Raw genomic sequence first — 21,748 nt, forward strand, 5'->3', positions numbered from 1 at the left:
CCGTCAGTTCTCCGCGCTGCCGATCTGGCCGTCCTTCAGCACACCGGGCGCGACGAACGTGTGCGTCTCGATCGGCAGTTGCGGCTGGTGGTCGTCGGCGGTGTAGGGGTAGGTGTCGTAAACGGCGGTGCCCGCCTCGGTGTTGACCTCGGGGAGCAGCAGCGCGTCGGCGACCGCCTTGGTGTCGTTGCTCTTGGCGTGGTTGGCCGCGGCGGCGAGCAGCATGACCGCGTCGTAGTTGAGGCAGTTGTTGAGGCTGGCCTTGATCTCGCCCACCGACTTCATCGCCTCGATGGCCTTCTCGGTGGCCTCGCTCGCGGTCTCGACGTTGACGCTCTTGGTCACCTCGATCTTGAGGTTCGCCGTCTCCGGGGTGCCGATGAGACCGTCCGGCGGCAGAGTCGTCACCAGCGGGGTCGAGGTCACCGACGTGTCACCGAGGATCGGCACGTTCCAGCCGAGCTTCGTGATGCCCTGGAGCACCAGGCCGACCGGGGCGCCGTAGCCGTTGAAGACCAGGACGTCCGGGTTCTTGGCCTGCAGCACCGAGATCTGCGCGGTCATGTCCAGAGCCTTGGCGTCGTATTCGACGACCGAGGTCTCGTAGCCCTTCTCGGTGAACACCGACTCCGCCAGCGCGCCGAACTGCTTGGCGTACGCCGAGTTGCCGTGCAGCACGCCGATCTTCTTGTAGCCGTCCTGCTCGAACTGCGGAATGTATCCTTCGACGACCGTTCTGAACGGCGCCGCGAGGTGGAACGCGTACGGATTCTCGGCCGGCTTGTTGGTGTCCGCCGAGTTGCCGGAGTCGAGGAAGATGATTTCGTTCTGGCGGAGGATGCCCGCCACAGCGGAGCTGACGTTCGACCCGGACGCCACGAGGTAGGCGTTGGGCTTGTCCTTGGCGATCTGGGCCCGGAGGTTGGAAAGCGCCTTCTGCGGGTCGGCGTTGTCGGGGGACTCGATGAGCTCGACCGGCTTGCCGTTGATGCCGCCGGCGTCGTTGACGACCGTGACGGCGGCCCTGGCCGAGATGACGCCGGTGGTCAGCTGGTCGGTCTGGCCCCCGGCGTCCGAACCGGCGCTGATCATGATCTTGTATGGCGCACTGTCCGCCTGTGGCTCGTCCCCGCCGCCACCACAAGCGGTCATCACCATGGAGCCGACTGCGGCTAGCCCGACGAGAAGTCTGAGGCGACGCTTCACGGTATCTCCACTTCGGAGGTGATCTCTATCAGAAAAGGTACTATCTTAGCTAAGATAGCTATGTTTAATGATGACATGGCAGGTCGTGCTTGGCAAGACCGCTCAGGAGCTCAGCAGTCGTGCGGCCGCGTCGAGGAGCGCCGCCCGGGCGCGCCGGGTGACGTCGAGGCCGGGGAACATTCCGGTCGCGCCGTGGAACAGGCCCGGGTACATCCGCAGCTCCGCCTGCACGCCCTGATCGGTGAGCCGGCGAGCGTAGTCGATGCCCTCGTCGCGCAGCGGGTCGGCGGAGCACACGCCGACGTACGCCGGCGGCAACCCGCGCAGGTCTCCGGCCCGCGCCGGGGCGGCGTAGGCGGGGACGCCGTCCACGCCCCGGAGGTAGTGCGCCCAGCTGTCCAGGATGTTCGTACGGGTCCACATCGGCGTGTGCTCGTACCGCGCCGATCCGGTCTCGGCCCGGTCGTCCAGGACGGGGATCTCCAGTAGCTGGGCGGCGAGGCGCGGGCCGCCGTCGTCACGGGCCCGCAGCGCGATGCCCGCGGCGATGCAGGCGCCGGCGCTCGAACCGGCGATCGCGATCCGCCCGGGGTCGACCGCGAGTTCGCCCGCGTTGGCGGCCGCCCAGCGCAGCACCGCGTACCCGTCGTCGTGCGCGGCGGGATACGGATGCTCGGGCGCGAGCCGATAGTCCACCGACAGCACGAGGCCGCCGACCGCCCGGGCCAGCTGCGCCGCCAGCGGCTGGTCTCCTTCCGCGTCGCCCATGACGAAACCGCCGCCGTGCAGATAGACGATCGCGGGCGCCGTCGGCGCGGGAGCGGAGGGACGGAAGGTCAGCACCGGGACACCGGCCGGCTCGGCGCGTGCGCGGACGAGGTCGCCGGGGACCTCGAACGGCGGCCGGCCGGCGCGCAGTGCGGCGAGGCGTGCGCGCGCGGCGACCGGATCGGCGATGTCGGTGGACGGCAGAGCGTGCGCGTAGGGGGCGAGCTCCGGGTCGAGGAAGATCGGCACGTTGCCCTCCGAACCAGGTCGTGTTCTTCAGTCGAACGGGACGGCCGGAGCGGGCGCGGCCGTCGCGGGCTCGCCGTACGCGATGCCGATCGGCGCCTGCCGCGCGCCGAGAATCTCGCGGAAGGCCCGGTCGACGTCGTCGTAGCTCCACACCGGACGGTCGAGGACCGGCGTCATGATCGCGGGATGGGTCATCAGCGAGAGCCCGGTCCCGGTGATGCGCACCACCTGGCCGTGCACGTCCCCGGCGCGGTCCGACAGCAGGTAGGCGACGACGGGGGCGTTGCTCTCGGGCGGCGGTGCGGCGACCGGCGCGTCGGCGTGCCCCTTGGCGATGAGGTAGTCATCGGTCATCCGGGTCATGTGACCGAGGGAGAGCGGCGACAGCGCGTTGACCCGGACACCGGTGCCGGCGGTCTCGGCGGCCCAGGCGTAGGTCAGCGTGGCCACCGCGCCCTTCGTGGCGGCGTAGAGGCTCATGTGCGGCAGACCCAGGTGGGCGCCGGAGGTCACGTTGAGTATGGCGCCGGAGCCCTGCCGGAGCATCGGCCCGACGGCCTCGGCTGCGCAGTTGGCGACGCCGACGACGTTGACGTCGAGAAGGCGGCGCAGCAGCCGGTCGTCGTACTCGGCGAAGTCGCCGATCGCCATGAGCGCGGCGTTGTTGAACAGGCCGTCGATCCGGCCGAACTCGTCGATGCAGCGCGCCACCAGGGCAGCGGCGTCGGCCCGTACGGAGACGTCGCCCGGTTGCGCGACGGCCCGGCCGCCCTCCGCTTCGATGCCGGCCGCCGTCCGCCTGGCGCTCACCTCGTCGATGTCGTTGATCACGACGCGTGCCCCCAGCCGCGCCAACTCGGCCGCGGCGGCGGCCCCCACGCCGCGGCCGGCGCCGGTGACCACGATCGCGTGGTCGGTGAGTCCGCTCGCCGCCGCCATGGTCGCTCCTCTTTCCGCGTGAGGTTGTAAACTTAGCAATAATAGAATAGACAAGCAATATGCATGACGTCATCGTGGTCGGCGCCGGGATCGGCGGTATCTACGCGGTGCACCGGTTCGCCCGGCAGGGCCTGTCGGTGGTGGGGGTCGAGGGTGCTTCGGGCGTCGGCGGTGTCTGGTACCACAACCGATATCCGGGCGCACGGGTGGATCTCGAGGGGATCTACTACTCCTACTTCGATCCGGAGCTCTATCGCGAGTGGACGTGGGCTGAGCGTTATCCGTCGCAGCCCGAGCTGCTCGCGTACCTCGAGTTCGCCGCGGAGCGGTGGGACGTCAAGCGCCGATTCCACTTCGGCGCCTGGGTCACCGGCGCCGCCTTCGACCCGGCGGCCGACCGCTACACCGTGACCACCGACACCGGGCTCACGCTGGAGGGCCGGTTCCTCGTCATGGCCACCGGTCCGCTCTCCGCCGCGCGGGTGCCGGACTTCCCGGGGCTCGAGGAGTTCCGGGGCGAGACCGTGCTGACCGCGCAGTGGCCGCACGAGCCGGTGGAGGTCGACGGCAGACGCATCGGCGTCGTCGGCACGAGCGCGACCGGCGTGCAGGTGATCCCCATGCTGGCACCCCGCGCCGACCACCTCTATGTGTTCCAGCGGACGGCGAACTACTCCGTGCCTGCGCAGAACGGCCCGGCGGACCCGGAGCGTCACAACGCGCACGTCACCCTGGTCGAGGAGCTGGCGCAGCGGTGCCTGGAGCATCCCGGCGGCACGGATCTGCCGCTCGGCGCCGGGCCCGCGGCCTCGTTCAGCACCGAGGAGCGGACCGCCCTGCTGGAGCGGCGCTGGGCGTACGGCGGACACGCCATGGGCACGGTCTTCACCGACCAGGGCACCGACCCGTCCGCCAACGAGGTGGTCGCCGAGTTCGTCCGGGGCAAGATCCGTGAAATCGTCGCCGATCCCGGCACGGCCGACAAGCTCATGCCCACGGCCTATCCGATCGGCACCCGCCGGCTCTGCGTGGACACCGGCTACTATCAGACGTTCAACCGCGACAACGTCACGCTGGTGGACATCCGCACGGACCCGATCGAGCGGTTCACCGAAACCGGCATCCAGACCGGGTCGGCGCACTACGAGTGCGACCTGGTGGTGTTCGCGACCGGGTTCGAGCCCTTCACCGGTTCGCTCTACAAGGCCGGCATACGCAACGCGGAGGGCGCCGGGCTCGCCGACCTCTGGGCCCGCGGGCCGCAGACCTACCTCGGGCTGCAGGTGCGTGGGCTGCCCAACCTGTTCATCGTCAACGGGCCGGGCTCGCCGTCGGTGCTGGCGAACTTCTTCCCCACGAGCGTGCAGCAGGCCGATTTCATCGGCGACCTGATCGCGTACATGGCCAGGCACGGGCACACCCGGGTCGAGCCGACGCAGGAGGCGCAGCGGGAGTGGACCGCGCACGTCGCCGAGATGGCCGCCCCGATGCTGCGCTACCGGACCCCGAACTACATGGTCCACGTCAACGAGGACGACGGGAGCCGGGTGTTCATCCCGTATCCCGGCGGATTCGACCGGCACGCGCGGAAGTGCGCCGAGGTCGCCGCGGACGGCTACGCGGGTTTCGCCTTCTCCCGGACGCCTGGCCGTCCGTCCTCATCGCCCATGACGAGCATGAGATAGCAATGATGAACTTTCGCCGATTCTACGACGCGCGTGCGGAGGCGGGCATGACGTCCCTCGCCGATCCGCGGCCGAACGTGCCGGACGGCACGGACCCCGCCGACACATGCGTGACCGGCGGCCGGTGGTCCTTCCCGTACACGGCAGCGCCACTGGGGATCGTCCACGGCGGCGGGACACCGATCGACCCGGTCGTGATCCGATGACCGCCGTGCGTGTGGGCGTCATCGGCGGCGGCTTCGGCGCGAACGTGATGGCCCCGGCGTTCGCGGGCACCGACGGCGTCGAGGTGGCCGGGGTCGTCTCACCCCGCGATCGGGCCGCCGTGGCAGAGCTCTGCCGGCGCGACGACGTCGATCTCATCAGCGTCCACTCCGCGCCGGCGGCCCACGAGGCGGACGTCGTCGCGGCGCTGGAGCACGGCCGCCACGTGCTGTGCGACAAGCCGTTCGGCGCCGGCCTCGATGCCGCGCGGAGGATGGCCGGGCTCGGCGCCGCGGCCGACGCGCTGTGCCTGCTCAACTTCGAGCTGCGTTACGAACCCTGGCGGCGGCTGGTCACCTCGCTCATCGACGCCGGGACCATCGGCACGGTCGAGGCGATCGACTGGCACGAGAGCCGGCCCAACTGGCGGGTCCGCCCCCGTGGATGGCAGTCGGACCGGACGGCGGGCGGCGGGTGGCTGGGCGCCTCCGTCTCGCACACGCTCGACGCGATCAGGCTCTGGGCCGGCAGGCCCGAGATCGCGTCGGCCGCCTTCTTCGGCGGCACCCGTTCCGGCCTCGCCGAGACCGGGTGCGCGCTCGCCGGCGGCACGGAGCGCGGAGCCCGCTTCACCGTCGTCAGCTCGGGCGCGGACGCCCGGCTGGTCGCACCGCGCGTCGTGATCTCGGGGACGGAGGCGACCTTCGAGCTGCGCGCCGACGGCGGCCTGCGGCTGGACGACGCGACGTTGCCGCCGGAAGCGAGCGCCGCCGAGTGGGGCCCGGAGACGTTCATGACCGCCGTACGCACCTGGTGCGCCCTGGTCAGGGACGCGGTCATGACGGGAGACGCCGCGGGCCTGCCCACGTTCGCCGACGGGCTGGCCTGCGCCGAGCTCCTCGCGGACGCCAGAGCCAAGGCGTCCTGGGCCGATTAGCGGGCCGGTCGTGTGATCGTCAATGGGGTGGCAGGGAGCGGAGCGGGAGGGAGGGAGGGAGGGAGGACCGCGTGCCGGCAGCGGACCGGAGCGTCCTCCCGGCGCGCCGACCGCACCGACCAGGGACTTCCGCAACGGTGCCCGTCAGGCGGGTACGGCCGACCGGCGCAGTGGCCGGCGTGTGCTCAGCCCTTCACCAGTTCCGCGATCGCGGCGAGGCTCGCCGCGTCCCCGGAGACCAGCATCGTCGTGACGAGCGACGACCGCCAGGCATCGAGCTCTTCGGCGATCTTGTCGCGTGGCCCCACCAGCGCGACCTTCTCCACCATCGCCAGCGGGATCGCGGCCGCGGCCTCCGCCTTGCGGCCGGCCAGGTAGAGCTCCTGGACCCGGGCGCACTCCGCCGCGAAGCCCATCCGGGCGAACGCCTCGTAGTGGAAATTGGCCCCCCTGGCCCCCATGCCGCCGACGTAGAGCGCGAGCATCGGCCGGACCCGGTCGGCCGCCGCCTCGACGTCGTCGTCGAACTCGACGTTCACCCGGCATGTGACCTCGAACGTCTCCGGGGCCGCGCCCTCCCCTCTCCGGGTGAATCCCTCGGCGAGGGCCGTGCGATGGTACGCGTCGTCGTAGGGCGAGTAGAACATCGCCAGCCAGCCGTCGGCGATCTCCGCCGCGAGCGCCACGTTCTTCGGGCCCTCGGCCGCCAGCAGGATCGGGAGGTCGTCGCGCAGCGGATGGATGGTGGAGCGGAGCGGTTTGCCCAGCCCGCTGCCGCCCTTGTGGGGCAGGCGGTAGTGCTCGCCCTCGAACTCCACCCGCTCGCGCGCCATCGCCTTGCGCAGGATCGCGACGTACTCCCGGGTGCGGGCGAGCGGCCTCGGGTACGGCAGGCCGTACCATCCCTCCACGACCTGGGGGCCGGAGGCGCCGAGCCCGAGCACGAACCTGCCCCCCGACAGGTGGTCGAGCGTCATCGCGGCCATCGCCGTGGCCACGGGGGTCCGCGCCGACATCTGCATGATGGACGTGCCGAGCCGCATCCGCCGCGTCCGGCCGCCCAGCCAGGCGAGCGGCGTGAGCGCGTCCGAGCCGTACGCCTCGGCGGCCCACATCGAGTCGAATCCCAGGCGCTCCGCCATCGTCACCAGGTCGGCGAGCCCCGGTGGCGGCCCGGCCCCCCAGTAGCCCAGCGCCAGTCCCAGCTTGAGGTCGCCCACCGTGCTCAGCCGATCCGCTCGAAGACCGCGGCGATCCCCTGGCCGCCGCCGACGCACAGCGTGGCCAGGCCGAAGCGCTGCTCGCGGCGCGTGAGCTCCCGGGCGAGGGCGCCGACCATACGGGTCCCGGTGGCGCCGACCGGATGGCCGAGCGAGATCCCGGACCCGCGGAGGTTGACGCGCTCCAGGTCCTTGTCGCCGAAGCCCCACTCGCGCATCACCGCGATCGCCTGTGCCGCGAAGGCCTCGTTGAGCTCGATGACGTCGACGTCCGGCATCGTGATGCCCGCGCGCTCCAGGGCGATCCGCGTGGCCGGGACCGGACCGATGCCCATCCGGTGCGGCTCGACGGCCGCGACGCCCGACGACACCAGCCGCACCAGCGGCCGCAGCCCGAGCGCCTCGGCCCGCTCCGCCGTCGTCACGACGCACAGGGCGGCCGCGTCGTTCTGGCCGCTCGCGTTGCCCGCGGTCACCGTGGACTCCGGGTCGACAGCCGCCCGGATCGGGCGGAGGCGGGCGAGCGCCTCCATGGTCGTGTCCGGCCGCGGATGCTCGTCGGTGTCGACGATCACCTCGCCGCCCCTGACCGGTACGATCACCGGCAGGATCTCCTCGGCCGCCCTGCCGTCGCGCTGCGCCGCCACGGCGCGCGAGTGGGACAGGACGGCGAGTGCGTCCTGCTCCTCGCGCGGGATGGCGTACTCGCGGCGGAGGTTCTCCGCCGTCTCCAGCATGCCCCCCGGGACGGGGTGGCGGCGACCGCCCGCGGTGACCCGGCCGCGCTCCAGGCTGTCGTGGAGTCTGACCTCGCCCTGGCCGGCGCCCCAGCGGATGTCGCGGGAGAAATGGGCGGCGTTGCTCATGCTCTCCACCCCACCGGCGATCACCAGTTCCGCGTCGCCCACGCCGACCTGCCGGGCCGCGTACAGGACGGCCTGGAGCCCGGAGCCGCAGCGCCGGTCGACGGTGAGGCCGGGCACGGTGACCGGCAGGCCGGCGTCCAGGGCCACCACCCGTCCGATGGCCGGGGCCTCGCTCGTCGGATAGCAGTGCCCGAGGACGACGTCGTCGATCACCTCCGGGGCGATGCCCGTGCGGGCGAGCAGGCCGCGCAGCGCCTGCGCGCCGAGCTCGGCCGCCGGCAGCGCCCGCAGCGCCCCGCCGTAACGGCCGATCGGCGTCCGTACGGGTTCACAGATCACAGCGTCACGCATGATGCACTCCTGTCGTCGGCGGGATCACCGCACGGTCGCGGTGCTGAGGAGCCGCCTCGCGATGATCACCTTCTGGATCTCGCTGGTCCCCTCGTAGAGGCGGTAGAGCCGGGCATCCCGGTAGAAGCGCTCGACCGCGACCCCGTGGATGTATCCGCTGCCGCCGTGGATCTGCACCGCCCGGTCGGCGACGCGGCCGACCATCTCGCTGCAGAAAAGCTTCGCGCTCGACGGCGCCAGCCGCCGGTCGGCGCCGCTGTCGTAGGCCCTGGCCGTCTCCAGGACCAGGGCTCGACCGGCCAGGAGGTCGGTCTGCGACTCCGCGATGAGCGCCTGGACCTGCTGGAACTCACCTATGACGGTGCCGCCCTGCCGGGCCGAGGCGGCGTAGGAGACGCTTTCGTCGACGAGCCGTTGCGCCATGCCGACGCAGCAGGCCGCGATGTGCAGGCGGCCCTTGGCCAGGGAGCGCATCGCCGCACCGAACCCCTCGCTCTCCACCTCGCCGACGAGGCGGGAGGCGGGCACCCGCACGTCCCTGAAGAAGATCTCGGACGTGGTCGAGCCGCGCTGGCCCATCTTCCGGTCCGGCGGTCCCACGGTCACCCCGGGCGTGTCGGTGTCGACCACGAAGACCGAGATGCCGTCGGCGCCGGGACCGCCGGTGCGGGCGAAGACCAGCAGGATGTCCGACCGGCCGGCGTTGGTGATGAAGCGCTTCTGCCCGTTGATGACGTAGTGGCCGCCGTCGGCGACGGCACCGGTGCGCAGCCCGCTCGGATCGGACCCGGCCTCGGGCTCGGTGAGCGCGAAGGCGGCCACGCACTCGCCGGCGGCCATCCGCGGGAGGAACTCCCGCTTCTGCCGCTCGGTGCCGAAGTTGACCAGGACCTGCCCCGCGATGCCGTTGTTCGTGCCGAACATGGAGCGGAAGGCGGGCGTGGTGTAGCCGGCCTCCATCGCCAGCAGCGCGTCCTGGAGCGCGTCGCATCCCAGGCCGCCGTACTCCTCCGGCAGCGCGTAGCCGAACAGGCCCATCTCCGCGGCTCCGCGCCTGATCTCCTCGGGAATCTCGTCGGTCTCCTCGATGACGTCCTCCGCGGGCACCACGACCTCGCGTACGAATCTCCGGACCGTTTCCAGAACCGAGGCGAAGTCCCCGCCGTCCATCCCCACACCCTCTCCAGTAGTCTCTATCATTACTATAATAGTGTAAATACAGGGACGGTGAGGCGGGGCTAGGCGGTGGCGCCGCCGTCGACGACGAAGTCGGCGCCGGTGCAGTACGCGCCGGCGTCGCTGGCGAGGAACGCGACCATGTTCGCGATCTCTTCGGCGGTCCCGGCGCGCGGCATCGGCTGGCGCGACAGGTCCAGGGCCGCGGCATCGATCATCGGCGTGTCCACCACCCCCGGGCAGACGCAGTTGACCCGGATCCCGCGCGAGGCGTACTCCTGGGCCGCCGAGCGGCTCGCCCCGCGCAGGCCCCATTTGGACGAAGCGTAAGGCAGCGCCCCGCCGTGGCCGCGTATCGCGGCGGTCGACGCCACGTTGACGATGGAGCCCCCGGCGGCCGGCATGGCCGACACGACGGCCCGCATGCCGAGAATCGGGCCGATCAGGTTGACGTCGAGCATGCCGCGCAGCTCGTCCTCGGTCCATTCCTCCAGCGGCGCCTTGCGCCAGACACCGGCGTTGTTGACCAGGACGTCGATCCGCCCGTGCACGGCCGTCGTCTCCGCCACCACCCGGGACCAGGCGGAACCGTCGGTGACGTCCAGCGGCAGGAACGACGCCGACGGGCCCAGCCGGTCGGCCAGCGCCCTGCCGTCGCGCTCGTTCGTATCGGTGATCACGACGGTCGCGCCGAGCCGTACGAACAGCTCGGCCTCGGCCGCCCCCTGCCCCCGGGCGGCCCCCGTGATGATCGCGACCTTCCCGGCGAGGCCGATAACGGGCCCGCCGGGCACGGGCCGGACCGCCGCCGTCCGGGCGGTCATCGCCCCGGCCCCCTTCCGCTCCGTCAGCACGAAACCCTCGTATCCGTCGGCCCGCACCTGGTCGCAGATCCTGCGGTAGTTGCCGAACCCGCCGATGTAGGGCATGAAGGTCCGCTTCTTCCCCTCGATGTTCGCGCCCATATACCAGGAGTCGGCCCGGGGGAACAGCGTCTTGTGCGCGGTCTCGCTCACGTGCTCGGTCCACTTGGCCGCCGCGTCGGCCCGCGCCTCGACCTCGGTGAAGCCCCGGCTCCGGCAGTCGGCGATCAGGTCGATCAGCCAGTCCACCTGCTGCTCAGCGGTCAGGACCATGTTGGCGAGCACCGACGGGCTGCCGGGCCCGTTGAGGGTGAACAGGTTGGGGAAGCCGGGGATCGCCATGCCGAGGTAGGTGACCGGCCCGTCCGCCCACACCCGGCCGATCTCGGCGCCGCGGGCGCCGCGGATGTCGATCCGCTTCACCGCGCCGGTCATCGCGTCGAAACCGGTGGCGTAGACGATGGTGTCGAGTTCGTACGACCCGGCGGTCGTCCTGATCCCCCGCTCGGTGATCGCGGTGATCGGCTCGCGACGCAGGTTCACCAGCGTGACGTCGTCGCGGTTGAAGGTCTCGTAGTAGCCGCTGTCGGTACAGATCCGCTTCGTGCCGATCGGGTGATCGACCGGGATGAGGTCGTCAGCGACCCGCCGGTCCGTCACGATCGCCCGGATCTTGGCTTCGGCGAAGTCGCGGGCCAGCCGGTTGACGGCCTCGTCGACGGTCTGGTCCGGGAAGGTCTTCGCGAACAGGACGCCGCCCTCCTTCCAGCGCGCCTCGAACGCGGCCAGGCGCTCGGCGTCGTCGATCTCCAAGGCGCCCCTGGGATAGGTCTCGTGCGGGGTTCCCGCGCCGCTGTAGGCCGACTTCCTGCGCCGCTCGGGATACTCCGCCCTGATGCGTACCTGCTCCTCCTCGGTCAGCGGGCGGTTGAACGCCGGAACGCTGTAGTTGGGCGACCGCTGGAAGACCGTCAGCGAAGCGGCCTGCTCCGCGATGATCGGGATCGACTGGATGCCCGAGGAGCCGGTCCCGATGACGCCGACCCGCTTGCCCGCGAAGGAGACGTCCTCGTGCGGCCAGCACGCGGTGAACAGCACCTCGCCGGCGAAGTCGTCGGCCCCGGAGATGCCGGGCCGGTGCGGCGCGGACAGGCTGCCGGTGGCCAGCACCAGGAACCTCGCCCGGTAGGCGTCGCCGGTGTCGGTGGTCACCGTCCAGGCCGACGAGCCCTCGTCGAAGCGCGCGCCTTCCACCCGCCGGCCGAACCGGAAGTGCGGGCGCAGCCCGAACCGGTCGGCGACGTGCTCCAGGTAGGCCTGGATCTCCGGCTGGGTCGCGTAGCGCTCGCTCCAGACCCAGGAGTCCTGCAACTCCGGGTCGAAGGAGTAGGAGTAGTCGATGCTCTCCACGTCGCAGCGCGCGCCCGGGTAACGGTTCCAGTACCAGGTGCCGCCGACACCGGGGGCGGCCTCCACGCCGATCGTGGTGAATCCCGCCGCGACCGATCGGTGCACCGCGTACAGGCCGGCGAAGCCGGCGCCGACGACGAGGACGTCGCAGGTCTCGGGCCGGAGGATGTCGTCGCCGGTGTTCATGCGGGGGCCTTCCAAGGGGTCGCGCCGGGGAGGATCGAGGTGATGTCGGCCCAGAGGATGTCGCGGGCGCAGACGGCGGGTCCGAACGCCGCGATGGTCAGGAAGCCGTGGAACAGCCCGGGGTAGTGGCGGTGGACGAGCGGCACGCCGCAGCGGGCGAGTGCCGCGGCGTAGTCCCGGCCTTCGTCGCACAGCGGGTCGAGCCCGGCGGTGACCACGACGGCCGGCGGCAGGCCGACGTGATCGGCCGCCCGAAGCGGCGCCACATGGTGGGCGGGCTCCGGCACGGCGTCGCCGCCGAGGTACTGCCGCCAATACCACCGCATCGCGTCCCTGGTGTTGAAGTATCCCGTGGCGTACCTGCGGTAGCTGTCGGAGTCGAGCGACGGCTCGATGACCGGATAGACGAGGATCTGCGCCGCGATCGGCGGTCCGCCGAGGTCCCGCGCCATGAGGCAGACGACGGCTGCCAGGTTGCCGCCGGCGCTGTCGCCCGCGGTCACGATCCGGTTGGGGTCGCCGCCGAGTTCGGCCGCGTGCAGCGCGGCCCACCGCACCGCGGCGTACGCGTCCCGGGCGGCGGCCGGCGCGCGGTGCTCGGGAGCCAGCCGGTAGTCGACCGAGACGACCACCGCCCGGGTGTGCTTCGCCATCCGGCGGCAGAACCCGTCGTGGCTCTCGAGGTCGCACAGGACGAATCCGCCGCCGTGGAAGAAGACGATCACCGGTAAGGGCTCGCCGCCGTCACCGTGCGGATGATAGATCCGCACGCGCAGCGATCCGTCCTCGGTGTCGATCACGCGGTCTTCCGCGGCGCGGACGTCATCGAGGTTGTCGACCGGCGCGCGCCGGGCCGCCACCGCCGCCCGCGCCTGCGCTCCTGTCATCTGGTGAACCGGCGGAAACCCCTCGTCCAAGACCTTCAGGAGTCCGGACACCTCTGTGTCGAGCATTCACACCCCTTGGTGATGGGGCGCGCCGCCGCGGAGGTCGCGCTTGAGGATCTTTCCGCTGGCATTGCGTGGGAGCGTGCCGACGAACTCCACCGTCCGGGGGACCTTGAAGTTGGCCAGCCGCTCACGTGCCCAGGCGATGATCTCGTCGGCCGAGGCCTCGACGCCCGTGCGGGGCACGACGTACGCCTTGGGCACCTCGCCGAGCCGTTCGTCCGGCACCCCGACGACCGCCAGCTCCGAGATCGCCGGGTGACGGGCGAGCACCTGCTCGACCTCGGCTGGCGAGACGTTGAAGCCGCCGACGAAGAACAGGTCCTTGATCCGGTCGGTGATCTTGAGGTTCCCGTCGGCGTCCAGCGTGCCGACGTCGCCGGAGCGCAGCCAGCCGCCCGCGTCGATCGCCTCGGCGGTGGCCTTGGGGTCCTCCCAGTATCCTGGGGTGACGTTCGAGCCCCGGATCAGCACCTCACCCTGCTCGCCCGGCGGCAGGTCGCGCCCCTCGGGGTCCACCACCCGCAGCTCGACGCCCGGCAGTGCCCGCCCGTTGGTGCGGGCGATCACCTCGGCGGAGTCGCCCTGCCGGCACATGGTCGCCGTGCCGAAGCACTCGGTCATCCCGTAGGCCGTGATGAAGTGCTCGAACGGCAGCTCGGAGCGGGCGCGCTCGACCAGCGCCACCGGCACGACGGCCGCTCCCGTCGCGGCCACGCGCAGCGAGCCGAGGTCGTAGGAGTCGCGCTCCGGGCTCTCCAGCAGCGAGTAGTAGACGGTGGGCGGCCCGTTCATGACCGAGATCCGGCAGGACTCCACGATCCGCATGACCTCGACCGGGTCGAACACCGCCAGGGGCACGATCGTCAGCCCGTACATCAGGCAGGTGATCAGGCCCGCCTTGTTGCCGGCCGTGTGGAAGAACGGGAGCGACACCAGATAGCGGTCACCCGGCCGCAGCCCCCAGATCCGCCCGTAATCGGCGTACAGGTCCAGGCAGGGTCCGTGCAGGATCATGACGCCCTTGGCCGCTCCGGTGGTGCCGGAGGTGAAGATGATTTCGCTGAGGTCGCCGGGCTCGACGGACAGGGCGGCCTCGGTCGCGGCATGGGCGGGAACGGAGGCGCCCCCGGACAGGAAGTCGCCCCAGCCCATCAGGCGCCGGCCGCCCTCGGACGCGCCGTCGAGCATGTCGACCACGATCAGGTCGGCGAGTGCCGCCTCGACCGCGTCGTCGTCTTCGTCACGCCGCCGTACGGCCTCGGCGTAGTCGTAGCCGAGGAAGCCGTCGTCGACGAAGACCGCCCTGGCCCGCACCCGGGCCAGGATCTCGCGCGCCTCTCTCCCGCGGTAGCGGGTGTTGAGCGGGACCACGGTGGCGCCGGCGCAGTGCAGGCCGAGCGAGGCGACGACCCACCGGTGTGAGTTGGGCGCCCAGATGCCCACCCGGTCGCCGCGCCGGATGCCGAGCGCGATGGCGGCGCGCGCCGTCTCCAGGGCGGCGTCGAGCAGCTCGCGGTAGGTCAGCGTGGTCTCGCCGTCGATCACGGCGAGCCGGTCGGCGTAGCGCTCGGCCCGGTCCAGCAACATCCGCGGCACGGTCCGCGTCGCCGCCTGGTCAGTCTCCATTGGCCCTCCCGGCCCTGTCAATGTGGCTGTCACTTTCCGGAGAACTTCGGCTCGCGCTTGTCCATGAAGGCGCTGAGGCCCTCTCGGAAGTCCTGTGCCCGCGAGGAGATCTCCAGGGAGAACGCCTCGGCCGGCAGCTGCTCGCGCAGCGCGGCGTCGCCGGCCTGGTTGATCAGGGCCTTGGTGAGCCCGAGCGCCACCGTGGGCCCGGCGGCCAGCCTGGCCGCGAGCGCGCGTGCCGTCTCGGCCACCGTCCCGGGCTCCACCAGGTCGTGGACGATCCCCCACTCGAGGGCGGTGCGTGCGTCGAGGCGTTCGCCGAGCATGAGCAGTCGGCGGGCCCGCATCGGCCCGACGGCACGCGCCGTCAGCCAGGTGGCGCCGCTGTCCGGCGTCATCCCCCGGGTGATGAACGGCTGCCAGAAGGTCGCCGAGGTGTCGGCGACCACGAAGTCGCTGGCGAGCGCGAGCTGAAACCCGATCCCCACCGCGTAGCCCGTCACGGCGCACACCACCGGCGCCTGGAGCTCGCACATCTGGGGGATCAGCCGGTGGGCCTGCGAGGGCAGACGGCGCTGGATCGCTCCCGGCCGCGGCCGCCCCCCGCCGCCGGAGTTGCGGGTGACGATGTCGAAACCGCTGCAGAAGTCGCCGCCCTCGCCCGACAGGAGAACGGCGCGGACCGCCTCGTCGTTCTGGGCCGTCTCCAGGGCGTCGATGAGCGCGCGCAGCGAGCGGTCACCCAGCGCGTTGCGCCGCCGCGGGTCGTTCAGCCGCAGCTCCAGCACGCCTTCCGTCAACCGGATGGCGACCCCCTCGACTGCGGGATAGTCCCTATGCATGCAAGCATTATAAAGATTGCCCCTTAACTCGCCACCCCCAATCACGCGATGTAGACTATCTTTATAATGATTGATGATCGCATGAGGTAGGAGAGGGCGATGATCACGAGCGTTCCGCAGGGGGATGAACCACCCTCCCGGTTTTCGTTCCGGCGACCCGGGCCGTCCCTGGTGCGGCTCATCGAAGAGCTACCGGCACTCGACGGGGCCACCGTCGTGCACTCGGCCGGCGGCGCCCTCACCCTGGCCGGGCTCCGTGCCGCCGTATCCCGGGTGGCGGAGGGGCTGACCCTGGCCGGCGTCCGGCCCGGCCACCCCGTCGCCGCGCTCATCGGCTCCGGGACCTCCGGCGTGGTGGCCATGTTCGCCGTCTGGACGGCGGGCGGCGTCTACATGCCGATCAACAGCCGCCTGACGAGCCACGAGGTGGCGGAGCTGATCGGCGACACCCCGGTCTCGCTCCTCCTCGGCGGCGCGGCCGACCTCGACCGGCAGATCGTCGGCGTCGGCATGGTGGAACTGGACGACACGGATTGGACCGCACGGGTCCGGCGGCCGGTGACGGACTCGGCGCCGGCCTACGACCCCGAGATCGCCCTGGTCCTGCGCACATCCGGGACCACGGGAAAGCCCAAGTCCGTCCTGCTGCGGCACGACGGCACCATGGACGCACTGGACGCGAGCCTGCGCAAGCTGCGGCGGCAGCGTGTCTCGGACGTGCGTGAGCCGGCGACGACGATCCGGGTCAATCTGGTCCCGCTGTCGCTGGCGCTGTGGGCCGGCATCTTCAACACGCTCTTCTCCTTCCGTGCCGGATTCGGTGTGGTCCTGCTCGACCGGTTCACTCCGGCGGGCTTCGCCGAGGCGGTGCGCACGCACCGGCTCACCTCGACCGTGCTGGCGCCCGCGATGATCACCATGCTCTGCGACAGCGACGAGATCGAGATGCTGGAGCCGCTGAAGATCGTGCGCTCGATCACCGCACCGCTCTCCCCCGTCACGGCGCAGCGGTTCCACGACCGTTTCGGTGTGCTGGTGCTGAATTCGTACGGCCAGACGGAGCTCGGCGGCGAGGTGGTCGGCTGGACGATCGACGATATCCGGCGTTTCGGGACGACCAAGCTCGGTGCGGCCGGCCGGCCGTACGACGACGTCGACGTGCGCGTCCTGGACGAGAACGACCGGGATCTGCCCATGGGCGAGCGCGGCCACATCCACATCCGCTCGCCCTACCGGATGCGCGGGTACGCGACGCCGCGCCCGAACGGCGAGGACCGGTTCGTGGACGGCTTCCTGCGCACGGGCGACGTCGGCCGCCTCGACACCGACGGGTTCCTCTGGATCGAGGGCCGGATCAGCGACATGATCAACCGTGGCGGACTGAAGGTCTTCCCCGACGAGGTCGAGGAGGTGCTGAGGCGGCACCCGGCCGTACGCGACGCGGCGGTCGCCGGGGTGCCCGACCGCCGCCTCGGCGAGGTGCCCCACGCCTGGATCGTGGCCGCGCCGGGACGGCGGGTCGATTCCGCCGCGCTGGAGGCGTGGTGCCGTGACCGGCTGGCCCCGTACAAGGTACCGGTGGCCTTCACCCCCGTGGACACGATGCCGCGCAACGAGGCGGGAAAGGTGCTGCGCCGCGAACTGCGGGCCGCCGCCCCACCCCAGCCGTGATTCTCGCACTCACCACCGCGGGATCATGGCGGGGGTGACGGGACAGCGGAATCGGCCGCGGGTCCGGTGCTGGAGCGCACTCGGGCCCGCGGCCGATCGTCGTCGGCTCAGGGCGATCGCCGCCCGGCTCGGCCTATCCGACGGCCTCGGCACGGATGGCGTCGTCCATCAGGCGGTCGACCGGGAGGATCTCCGGATAGGTGAGGATGCCGTCGACCCGCATGAACATCTCCTGCATCTGGGTGAGGGTCTTTTCGTTGACTGCCAGGCTGGCGTCGAATGCGTAGAGACCGCCCCCGCTGATGGTGTTCTCCGGCACCTTCATGAAGTCCGCCAGCATCTTGACGATCTCGGCGTCCTTGCGCCAGTCGCCCTCGAACCGCTTGACGGCGCAGGCGTTCGCCTTGAGGAACCGCACACCGGCGTCCCTGTCCTCCTTCAGCAGCTTGGGCCCGTACATGATGCCCGCCGTGGTGTCGCTGCCGTAGGCCTGCTTGGAGTCGGTGAGCGCGTGCGCGATGTCCTGCTCGACCGCCTTCTGGGTCTCCGGCGCGAACAGAAGGGCGCCCTCGACCCCCTTGTTCTTGAGCGCGGGCACCATGTCGGAGCCGCCGAGCGAGACCAGCTCGACGTCGGCGAAGGTGAGGCCGCCCGCCTCCAGCGACCTGCCCAGCAGATAGGAGGTGGCCGAGCCGACCGAGCCGAGCATGGCGACGCGCTTGCCCTTGAGGTCGGCCACCGACTTCACGTCTTTGACGCCGAACAGGCCGCTGGGCGCCTCCTCGCCCTCGGGCGTGTCGATCGAGCCGAGGGAGGCGACCATCTTGAGCTCGGCGCCCTTGGCCACCTGGTTGAACATGCCGGCCGACGGCGACCCCACGTAGACGTCGATCTTGTCAGAGGCGAGGAAGGCGATGGCGTCGGCCGGGTTCCTGATCGGCTGGAATTCGATCGCCAGGCCCTCGTTCTTGTAACAGCCCAGGTCGTCGGCGACGAAGGCCGGTGCGAGCGAGGTGCCGGAGATGTAGCCGACCTTGAGCGTGCGAGAGCCGCTGTCGCTGCCTGCGGCCGTGGTGTCGCCCGTCTCGTCGCCGCCGCAGGCGGTCAGACCGCCGAGCGCGAGGATAGAGACAGCGAGTGCGACCACGACGCGACGGCGCGGAAAGAGCCGTGCGATCACGGTTGTTCCTTTCGGGGGATCATCTGTTCCAGGGAGTGAGCAGCCATTGGACGCCCCGCAGCACGAGGCCGAAGGCGACGCCGATCAGCGAGATCGACACGATGCCGACGTACATGTGCTCGGGGACGCCGAGGTTCCATGAGTTCCATACGAGAAAGCCCAGGCCGGCGTCGGCGGCGACGAACTCGGCGCCGACGATGACGATGACGGCGAGTCCGGAGGCGATGCGCATTCCGGTGAGGATCTGCGGCAGCGCGGCGGGCAGGGTGATGTGCCAGAGGGTCGCCCAGCGGGAGGCGCCGCAGGAGCGGCCCACGTCGTGGTAGCGAGAGGAGACGCCGCTGACCGCGTCGATCGTGTTGATCAGCACCACGAAGAAGCAGGTGAGCGCGACCAGCAGGATCTTGCTCATCTCGCCCAGGCCGAAGATGAGCAGGAGCAGCGGCAGGATCGCCAGCTTGGGCACGGTGTACAGGGCCGAGATCGTCGGCTCCAGGGCCACCCGCAGCAGCCGCACCGAGCCGATCACCAGGCCGAGGAGGACGGCGGTGAGGCCGCCCAGCAGGTAGCCGGCCACGATGCGCTGCAGGCTGGCCAGCACGGACTCCTGGTAGACGCCGCTCGACACGAGCTCGGCCCAGGACCCGGCGATCGTCGTGGGCGCCGGGAAGTAGTTGCCCTCCAGCACCCCGGCGGCGGCCAGAACCTGCCACAGGGCGACGAGTGCGACCGGCACGGCTATCGCCACACCGCGCTCGGTGAGCCTGCGGCGCCGGGCGTACCCACGCGGGTCCGTCTCCGCCGGTCCCGGCCTGATCGATCGCCAGCCGCCGCCGGCGGCGGCCACGCCGTCGGCGTCTGGGGCGCTCACGGAGCCTTGGTCGCGGATCGCGGCGGTCATGCGGGTTGCAGTTCCCTTCGCAGTCGGTGCCAGATCTCGTCGCGCAGGGTGGCGAAGCCGGGCGAGGCGCGGATCTCGTCGGGGTCGCGGGGCCGGTCGAACGGCACGTCGATCACCGTGGCGATCCGGCCGGGCCGGGCGCTCATCACCGCGATGCGGTCCCCCAGCAGGAGCGCCTCGTCGATCGAGTGGGTGACGAAGACGACGCTGTTCTGGTTCGCCTGCCACAGGTCCAGCAGCTTCTCCTGCAGGAGCAGGCGGAGCTGGGCGTCCAGCGCGGCGAGCGGCTCGTCCATGAGCAGCAGCTCGGGTTGTACGGCGAGGGCACGCGCGATCGCGACCCGCTGTTTCATGCCGCCCGAGACCGTGTCGGGGTAGGCGTCCTCGAATCCGGCGAGGTCGAGTTGCGCGAGCCAGTGATCGGCGAGCTCCCGGGCCCGCGACCGGCGCACACCGGCCTGGAGCAGCGGAAAGATCACGTTGTTGCGGATCGTCTTCCACGGGAACACCGAATAGTCCTGGAACACGACCGCCGACAGCGACTTCGACGGATCGTCGTGTCGCATCTCCAGCGTGCCGCTCGACGGCTTCTCCAGGCCGGCCATCACCCTGAGCAGGGTGGTCTTGCCGCAGCCCGAGGGGCCGAGGAGGCAGAGGAACTCGCCGTCCCGTACATCGAGTGTGATGTCCTCCAGCGCCCGTACGGAACCGGCGCCGGTGGAGAACACCTTGCCCAGCCGCCGGACCGCGATCTTGATATCGGTGGCCGGAGTGCCCTCGTGCGGTAATGGCGGCATCGTCAAGCCTTTCCCGGAGCGCCACCGCAGTGCGCCTCCTGTAGTTCAATGATTGATAAGATACGGAGCATGGCGGGCACCTACAATCCCTAACGCACTATTCGGTCATACCGAAACGGTCTCACCCGGTCGCCGTCAGCTCCCGCGCCACCCTCGACTCGACCTCGAAGGCCTCCGCCAGCGTGCCGCGCGAACCCTCGCCCACCGCGCGTTTGAGCGCGCGTACCGCGGCCGCCGGCCGGGCCGCGACGATCTCGGCGAGCTCCAGGGCCCGGTCGAGCGCCGTTCCGTCCGGCACCACCTCGCCGACGAACCCCCACTCGCGCATCCGCCGGGCGTCGAAGGCTTCTCCGGTGAGCATGATCTGCATCGCGGCCGGATGACCGATCTGCCGGGGAAGGCGGGCCACCGATCCGCCGCTGGCGATGAAACCGTGCCGCACCTCCGGGAGGCAGAACCGTGCCGACTCCGCGGCCACGCGGATGTCGGTGGCACCGGCGAGCTCCATGCCCGCGCCGTAGCAGACACCCTCGACGGCGGCCACCACCGGGACGTCCAGCACGACATCGCGCAGCAGCGCGAAGTGCACGTCGGCCCACACGCCGGCGGCGGGCTCGGCGCGTACGGCCGCCGCGATGTCATCGGAGAACGTGGCCAGGTCGGCGCCGGAGGAGAAGTCGGCTCCCCCGGAGACCACGGCGGCCCGGGCGCCGCTCTGGCCCACCTCGCGCCACGCGGCGGCCAGCGCGCGGAAGCCGGCCAGATCCAGCGCGTTGCGCCGCGCCGGCCGGTCAAGGGTGATCAGCACGACCCTCGGCCGGGGCTCGGTCACTACGATCATCACCATCTCCTGATCATGAAAGGGGTCGCGGGACGGCACGGCGGGCCGTACGGCCACGTCATCGCCGTCGTATGCGGTCACGCAACCGGGCGACGGCCTCGGCGTGGGCGGGCTGCCGGGCCGACCAGTCCTGGCCGATCCGCTCGATGTCGGCCGCCATGGCGGGATCGGTGAGGGCCCGGCTCAGCCGCATGGTGGCCTTGGTGCGGCGCACCAGCTCCGGCGACCGGCCGGCCACCCGTGCCGCCATGCGGCGGACCACGTCGAGCAGCTCATCGTCCTCGACGGAACGCCAGACGAGCCCGCGCAGCTCCGCCTCCTCGGCCGTCAGCACGTCGCCGAAGAGCACCATCGCGGCGACGCCCTGGCGGCCGACGCGCTGCTCCAGCCGCCACATGTGCCCGCCGCCGGGGTGGATCGCCACGTCGAGGAAGCGCGGGTCGAAGGTGGCGCTCCGGGCCGCCACCACCACGTCGCAGGCCAGCACGAAGCTCACCCCGGCCCCGATCACCGGCGCGTGCACCGCGGCCAGCACCGGGATCGGCAGCCCGGCCAGCGCCTCGAATCCCCGGTAGACGGCCGTCGGGTCGTCCGCCGGCACGCCGAGCGAGCCGAGGTCTCCCCCGGCCGAGAACACCGGTCCCTCGGCCCGCAGCACGACCACGCTCGCCTCCCGGGCGCGCGTGATCTCGGCGCACGCCTCGGCGAGCTGCCCGACGAGCGCGGGGTTCAGGCTGTTGCGCCGCTCGACGTCGGCCAGCGTGATCCACGCGATCTGCTCCTCGACCGTCAGCGTGACGGCCTGTCGTTCGGTCACCATGTCCTCCTGGTGGGTGTCTCGCGGCCGTCGGACGGCGGTCTCTCCGGCGGAGATCGAGAG

19 protein-coding genes are annotated in these 21,748 nt (G+C 71.3%); 4 read left to right on the forward strand and 15 right to left on the reverse strand.

Annotated elements, in window-relative coordinates:
- Positions 1-3: 3 nt before the first annotated feature.
- The 3 genes from ACQP1K_RS15530 to ACQP1K_RS15540 all read right to left on the reverse strand — a co-directional run bounded on the left by ACQP1K_RS15530 (position 4) and on the right by ACQP1K_RS15540 (position 3,162).
- Positions 4-1,152: an ABC transporter substrate-binding protein gene (locus ACQP1K_RS15530; protein ID WP_433496408.1), complete on the reverse strand. Its 1,149-nt coding sequence runs from the start codon at positions 1,150-1,152 to the stop codon at positions 4-6.
- A 156-nt stretch (positions 1,153-1,308) separates the two neighbouring features.
- Positions 1,309-2,223 carry an alpha/beta hydrolase gene (locus ACQP1K_RS15535; protein ID WP_433496409.1) on the reverse strand — a complete coding sequence of 305 codons (915 nt, stop codon included), beginning with the start codon at positions 2,221-2,223 and terminating at the stop codon, positions 1,309-1,311.
- A gap of 27 nt (positions 2,224-2,250) precedes the next feature.
- Positions 2,251-3,162: an SDR family NAD(P)-dependent oxidoreductase gene (locus ACQP1K_RS15540; RefSeq protein ID WP_433496410.1), complete on the reverse strand. Its 912-nt coding sequence runs from the start codon at positions 3,160-3,162 to the stop codon at positions 2,251-2,253.
- Between the two features lie 59 nt (positions 3,163-3,221).
- On the opposite strand from ACQP1K_RS15540, the gene ACQP1K_RS15545 reads away from it, so the two are divergent.
- The 3 genes from ACQP1K_RS15545 to ACQP1K_RS15555 are packed head-to-tail and all read left to right on the forward strand — an operon-like array spanning position 3,222 to position 5,988.
- Positions 3,222-4,847 carry a flavin-containing monooxygenase gene (locus ACQP1K_RS15545; RefSeq protein WP_433496411.1) on the forward strand — a complete coding sequence of 542 codons (1,626 nt, stop codon included), beginning with the start codon at positions 3,222-3,224 and terminating at the stop codon, positions 4,845-4,847.
- Between the two features lie 47 nt (positions 4,848-4,894).
- Positions 4,895-5,053 (forward strand): hypothetical protein, encoded by a 159-nt coding sequence (locus tag ACQP1K_RS15550; protein ID WP_433496412.1) that lies wholly within the window; start codon positions 4,895-4,897, stop codon positions 5,051-5,053.
- Positions 5,050-5,988: a Gfo/Idh/MocA family protein gene (locus ACQP1K_RS15555; protein ID WP_433496413.1), complete on the forward strand. Its 939-nt coding sequence runs from the start codon at positions 5,050-5,052 to the stop codon at positions 5,986-5,988. The genes ACQP1K_RS15550 and ACQP1K_RS15555 overlap by 4 nt, the downstream gene beginning before the upstream one ends.
- A gap of 185 nt (positions 5,989-6,173) precedes the next feature.
- On the opposite strand, the gene ACQP1K_RS15560 is transcribed toward ACQP1K_RS15555, so the two are convergent.
- From ACQP1K_RS15560 to ACQP1K_RS15590, 7 genes are all read right to left on the reverse strand, one after another.
- Positions 6,174-7,208, reverse strand: coding sequence for an LLM class F420-dependent oxidoreductase (locus ACQP1K_RS15560; protein WP_433496414.1), 1,035 nt, complete (start codon positions 7,206-7,208; stop codon positions 6,174-6,176).
- Between the two features lie 5 nt (positions 7,209-7,213).
- Positions 7,214-8,425 carry an acetyl-CoA C-acetyltransferase gene (locus ACQP1K_RS15565; protein WP_433496415.1) on the reverse strand — a complete coding sequence of 404 codons (1,212 nt, stop codon included), beginning with the start codon at positions 8,423-8,425 and terminating at the stop codon, positions 7,214-7,216.
- A 24-nt stretch (positions 8,426-8,449) separates the two neighbouring features.
- On the reverse strand, positions 8,450-9,595 hold the full coding sequence (locus ACQP1K_RS15570; RefSeq protein ID WP_433496416.1) for an acyl-CoA dehydrogenase family protein: 1,146 nt from the start codon (positions 9,593-9,595) through the stop codon (positions 8,450-8,452).
- Positions 9,596-9,663: 68 nt separating this feature from the next.
- Positions 9,664-12,060 carry an SDR family oxidoreductase gene (locus tag ACQP1K_RS15575; RefSeq protein WP_433496417.1) on the reverse strand — a complete coding sequence of 799 codons (2,397 nt, stop codon included), beginning with the start codon at positions 12,058-12,060 and terminating at the stop codon, positions 9,664-9,666.
- Complete coding sequence (locus ACQP1K_RS15580; protein WP_433496418.1) at positions 12,057-13,013, reverse strand: alpha/beta hydrolase; 957 nt, start codon at positions 13,011-13,013, stop codon at positions 12,057-12,059. Before ACQP1K_RS15580 ends, ACQP1K_RS15575 begins: the two co-directional genes overlap by 4 nt.
- The gene (locus ACQP1K_RS15585) at positions 13,014-14,636 is read right to left on the reverse strand and encodes a FadD3 family acyl-CoA ligase (protein WP_433496419.1); all 1,623 of its coding nucleotides are present in this window, start codon (positions 14,634-14,636) and stop codon (positions 13,014-13,016) included.
- Between the two features lie 29 nt (positions 14,637-14,665).
- The gene (locus ACQP1K_RS15590) at positions 14,666-15,478 is read right to left on the reverse strand and encodes an enoyl-CoA hydratase/isomerase family protein (RefSeq protein WP_433496420.1); all 813 of its coding nucleotides are present in this window, start codon (positions 15,476-15,478) and stop codon (positions 14,666-14,668) included.
- A gap of 99 nt (positions 15,479-15,577) precedes the next feature.
- Between ACQP1K_RS15590 and ACQP1K_RS15595 the strand changes: the two genes are divergently transcribed.
- Positions 15,578-17,149, forward strand: coding sequence for a class I adenylate-forming enzyme family protein (locus tag ACQP1K_RS15595; RefSeq protein WP_433496421.1), 1,572 nt, complete (start codon positions 15,578-15,580; stop codon positions 17,147-17,149).
- Between the two features lie 133 nt (positions 17,150-17,282).
- Here the strand turns inward: ACQP1K_RS15595 and ACQP1K_RS15600 are convergent, their stop codons facing one another.
- From ACQP1K_RS15600 to ACQP1K_RS15620, 5 genes are all read right to left on the reverse strand, one after another.
- Positions 17,283-18,329, reverse strand: coding sequence for an ABC transporter substrate-binding protein (locus ACQP1K_RS15600; protein ID WP_433496422.1), 1,047 nt, complete (start codon positions 18,327-18,329; stop codon positions 17,283-17,285).
- Between the two features lie 19 nt (positions 18,330-18,348).
- Complete coding sequence (locus tag ACQP1K_RS15605) at positions 18,349-19,200, reverse strand: ABC transporter permease (protein ID WP_433496423.1); 852 nt, start codon at positions 19,198-19,200, stop codon at positions 18,349-18,351.
- A 26-nt stretch (positions 19,201-19,226) separates the two neighbouring features.
- The gene (locus tag ACQP1K_RS15610) at positions 19,227-20,027 is read right to left on the reverse strand and encodes an ABC transporter ATP-binding protein (protein WP_433496424.1); all 801 of its coding nucleotides are present in this window, start codon (positions 20,025-20,027) and stop codon (positions 19,227-19,229) included.
- 121 nt (positions 20,028-20,148) lie between these two features.
- The gene (locus ACQP1K_RS15615) at positions 20,149-20,949 is read right to left on the reverse strand and encodes an enoyl-CoA hydratase/isomerase family protein (protein WP_433496425.1); all 801 of its coding nucleotides are present in this window, start codon (positions 20,947-20,949) and stop codon (positions 20,149-20,151) included.
- Positions 20,927-21,688, reverse strand: coding sequence for an enoyl-CoA hydratase-related protein (locus tag ACQP1K_RS15620; protein ID WP_433496426.1), 762 nt, complete (start codon positions 21,686-21,688; stop codon positions 20,927-20,929). The genes ACQP1K_RS15615 and ACQP1K_RS15620 overlap by 23 nt, the downstream gene beginning before the upstream one ends.
- Positions 21,689-21,748 lie beyond the last annotated feature (60 nt).

It is taken from the genome of Sphaerimonospora sp. CA-214678, from assembly GCF_050942215.1.
Lineage (GTDB): Bacteria > Actinomycetota > Actinomycetes > Streptosporangiales > Streptosporangiaceae > Sphaerimonospora.

Coding starts and splice junctions, on each gene's coding strand:
- ACQP1K_RS15530 (WP_433496408.1), bottom strand. CDS start 1,152: ATGACCGCTTGTGGTGGCGGCGGGGACGAGCCACAGGCGGACAGTGCG.
- ACQP1K_RS15540 (WP_433496410.1), bottom strand. CDS start 3,162: ATGGCGGCGGCGAGCGGACTCACCGACCACGCGATCGTGGTCACCGGC.
- ACQP1K_RS15545 (WP_433496411.1), top strand. CDS start 3,222: ATGCATGACGTCATCGTGGTCGGCGCCGGGATCGGCGGTATCTACGCG.
- ACQP1K_RS15550 (WP_433496412.1), top strand. CDS start 4,895: ATGACGTCCCTCGCCGATCCGCGGCCGAACGTGCCGGACGGCACGGAC.
- ACQP1K_RS15555 (WP_433496413.1), top strand. CDS start 5,050: ATGACCGCCGTGCGTGTGGGCGTCATCGGCGGCGGCTTCGGCGCGAAC.
- ACQP1K_RS15565 (WP_433496415.1), bottom strand. CDS start 8,425: ATGCGTGACGCTGTGATCTGTGAACCCGTACGGACGCCGATCGGCCGT.
- ACQP1K_RS15570 (WP_433496416.1), bottom strand. CDS start 9,595: ATGGACGGCGGGGACTTCGCCTCGGTTCTGGAAACGGTCCGGAGATTC.
- ACQP1K_RS15575 (WP_433496417.1), bottom strand. CDS start 12,060: ATGAACACCGGCGACGACATCCTCCGGCCCGAGACCTGCGACGTCCTC.
- ACQP1K_RS15580 (WP_433496418.1), bottom strand. CDS start 13,013: ATGCTCGACACAGAGGTGTCCGGACTCCTGAAGGTCTTGGACGAGGGG.
- ACQP1K_RS15585 (WP_433496419.1), bottom strand. CDS start 14,636: ATGGAGACTGACCAGGCGGCGACGCGGACCGTGCCGCGGATGTTGCTG.
- ACQP1K_RS15590 (WP_433496420.1), bottom strand. CDS start 15,478: ATGCATAGGGACTATCCCGCAGTCGAGGGGGTCGCCATCCGGTTGACG.
- ACQP1K_RS15595 (WP_433496421.1), top strand. CDS start 15,578: ATGATCACGAGCGTTCCGCAGGGGGATGAACCACCCTCCCGGTTTTCG.
- ACQP1K_RS15610 (WP_433496424.1), bottom strand. CDS start 20,027: ATGCCGCCATTACCGCACGAGGGCACTCCGGCCACCGATATCAAGATC.
- ACQP1K_RS15620 (WP_433496426.1), bottom strand. CDS start 21,688: ATGGTGACCGAACGACAGGCCGTCACGCTGACGGTCGAGGAGCAGATC.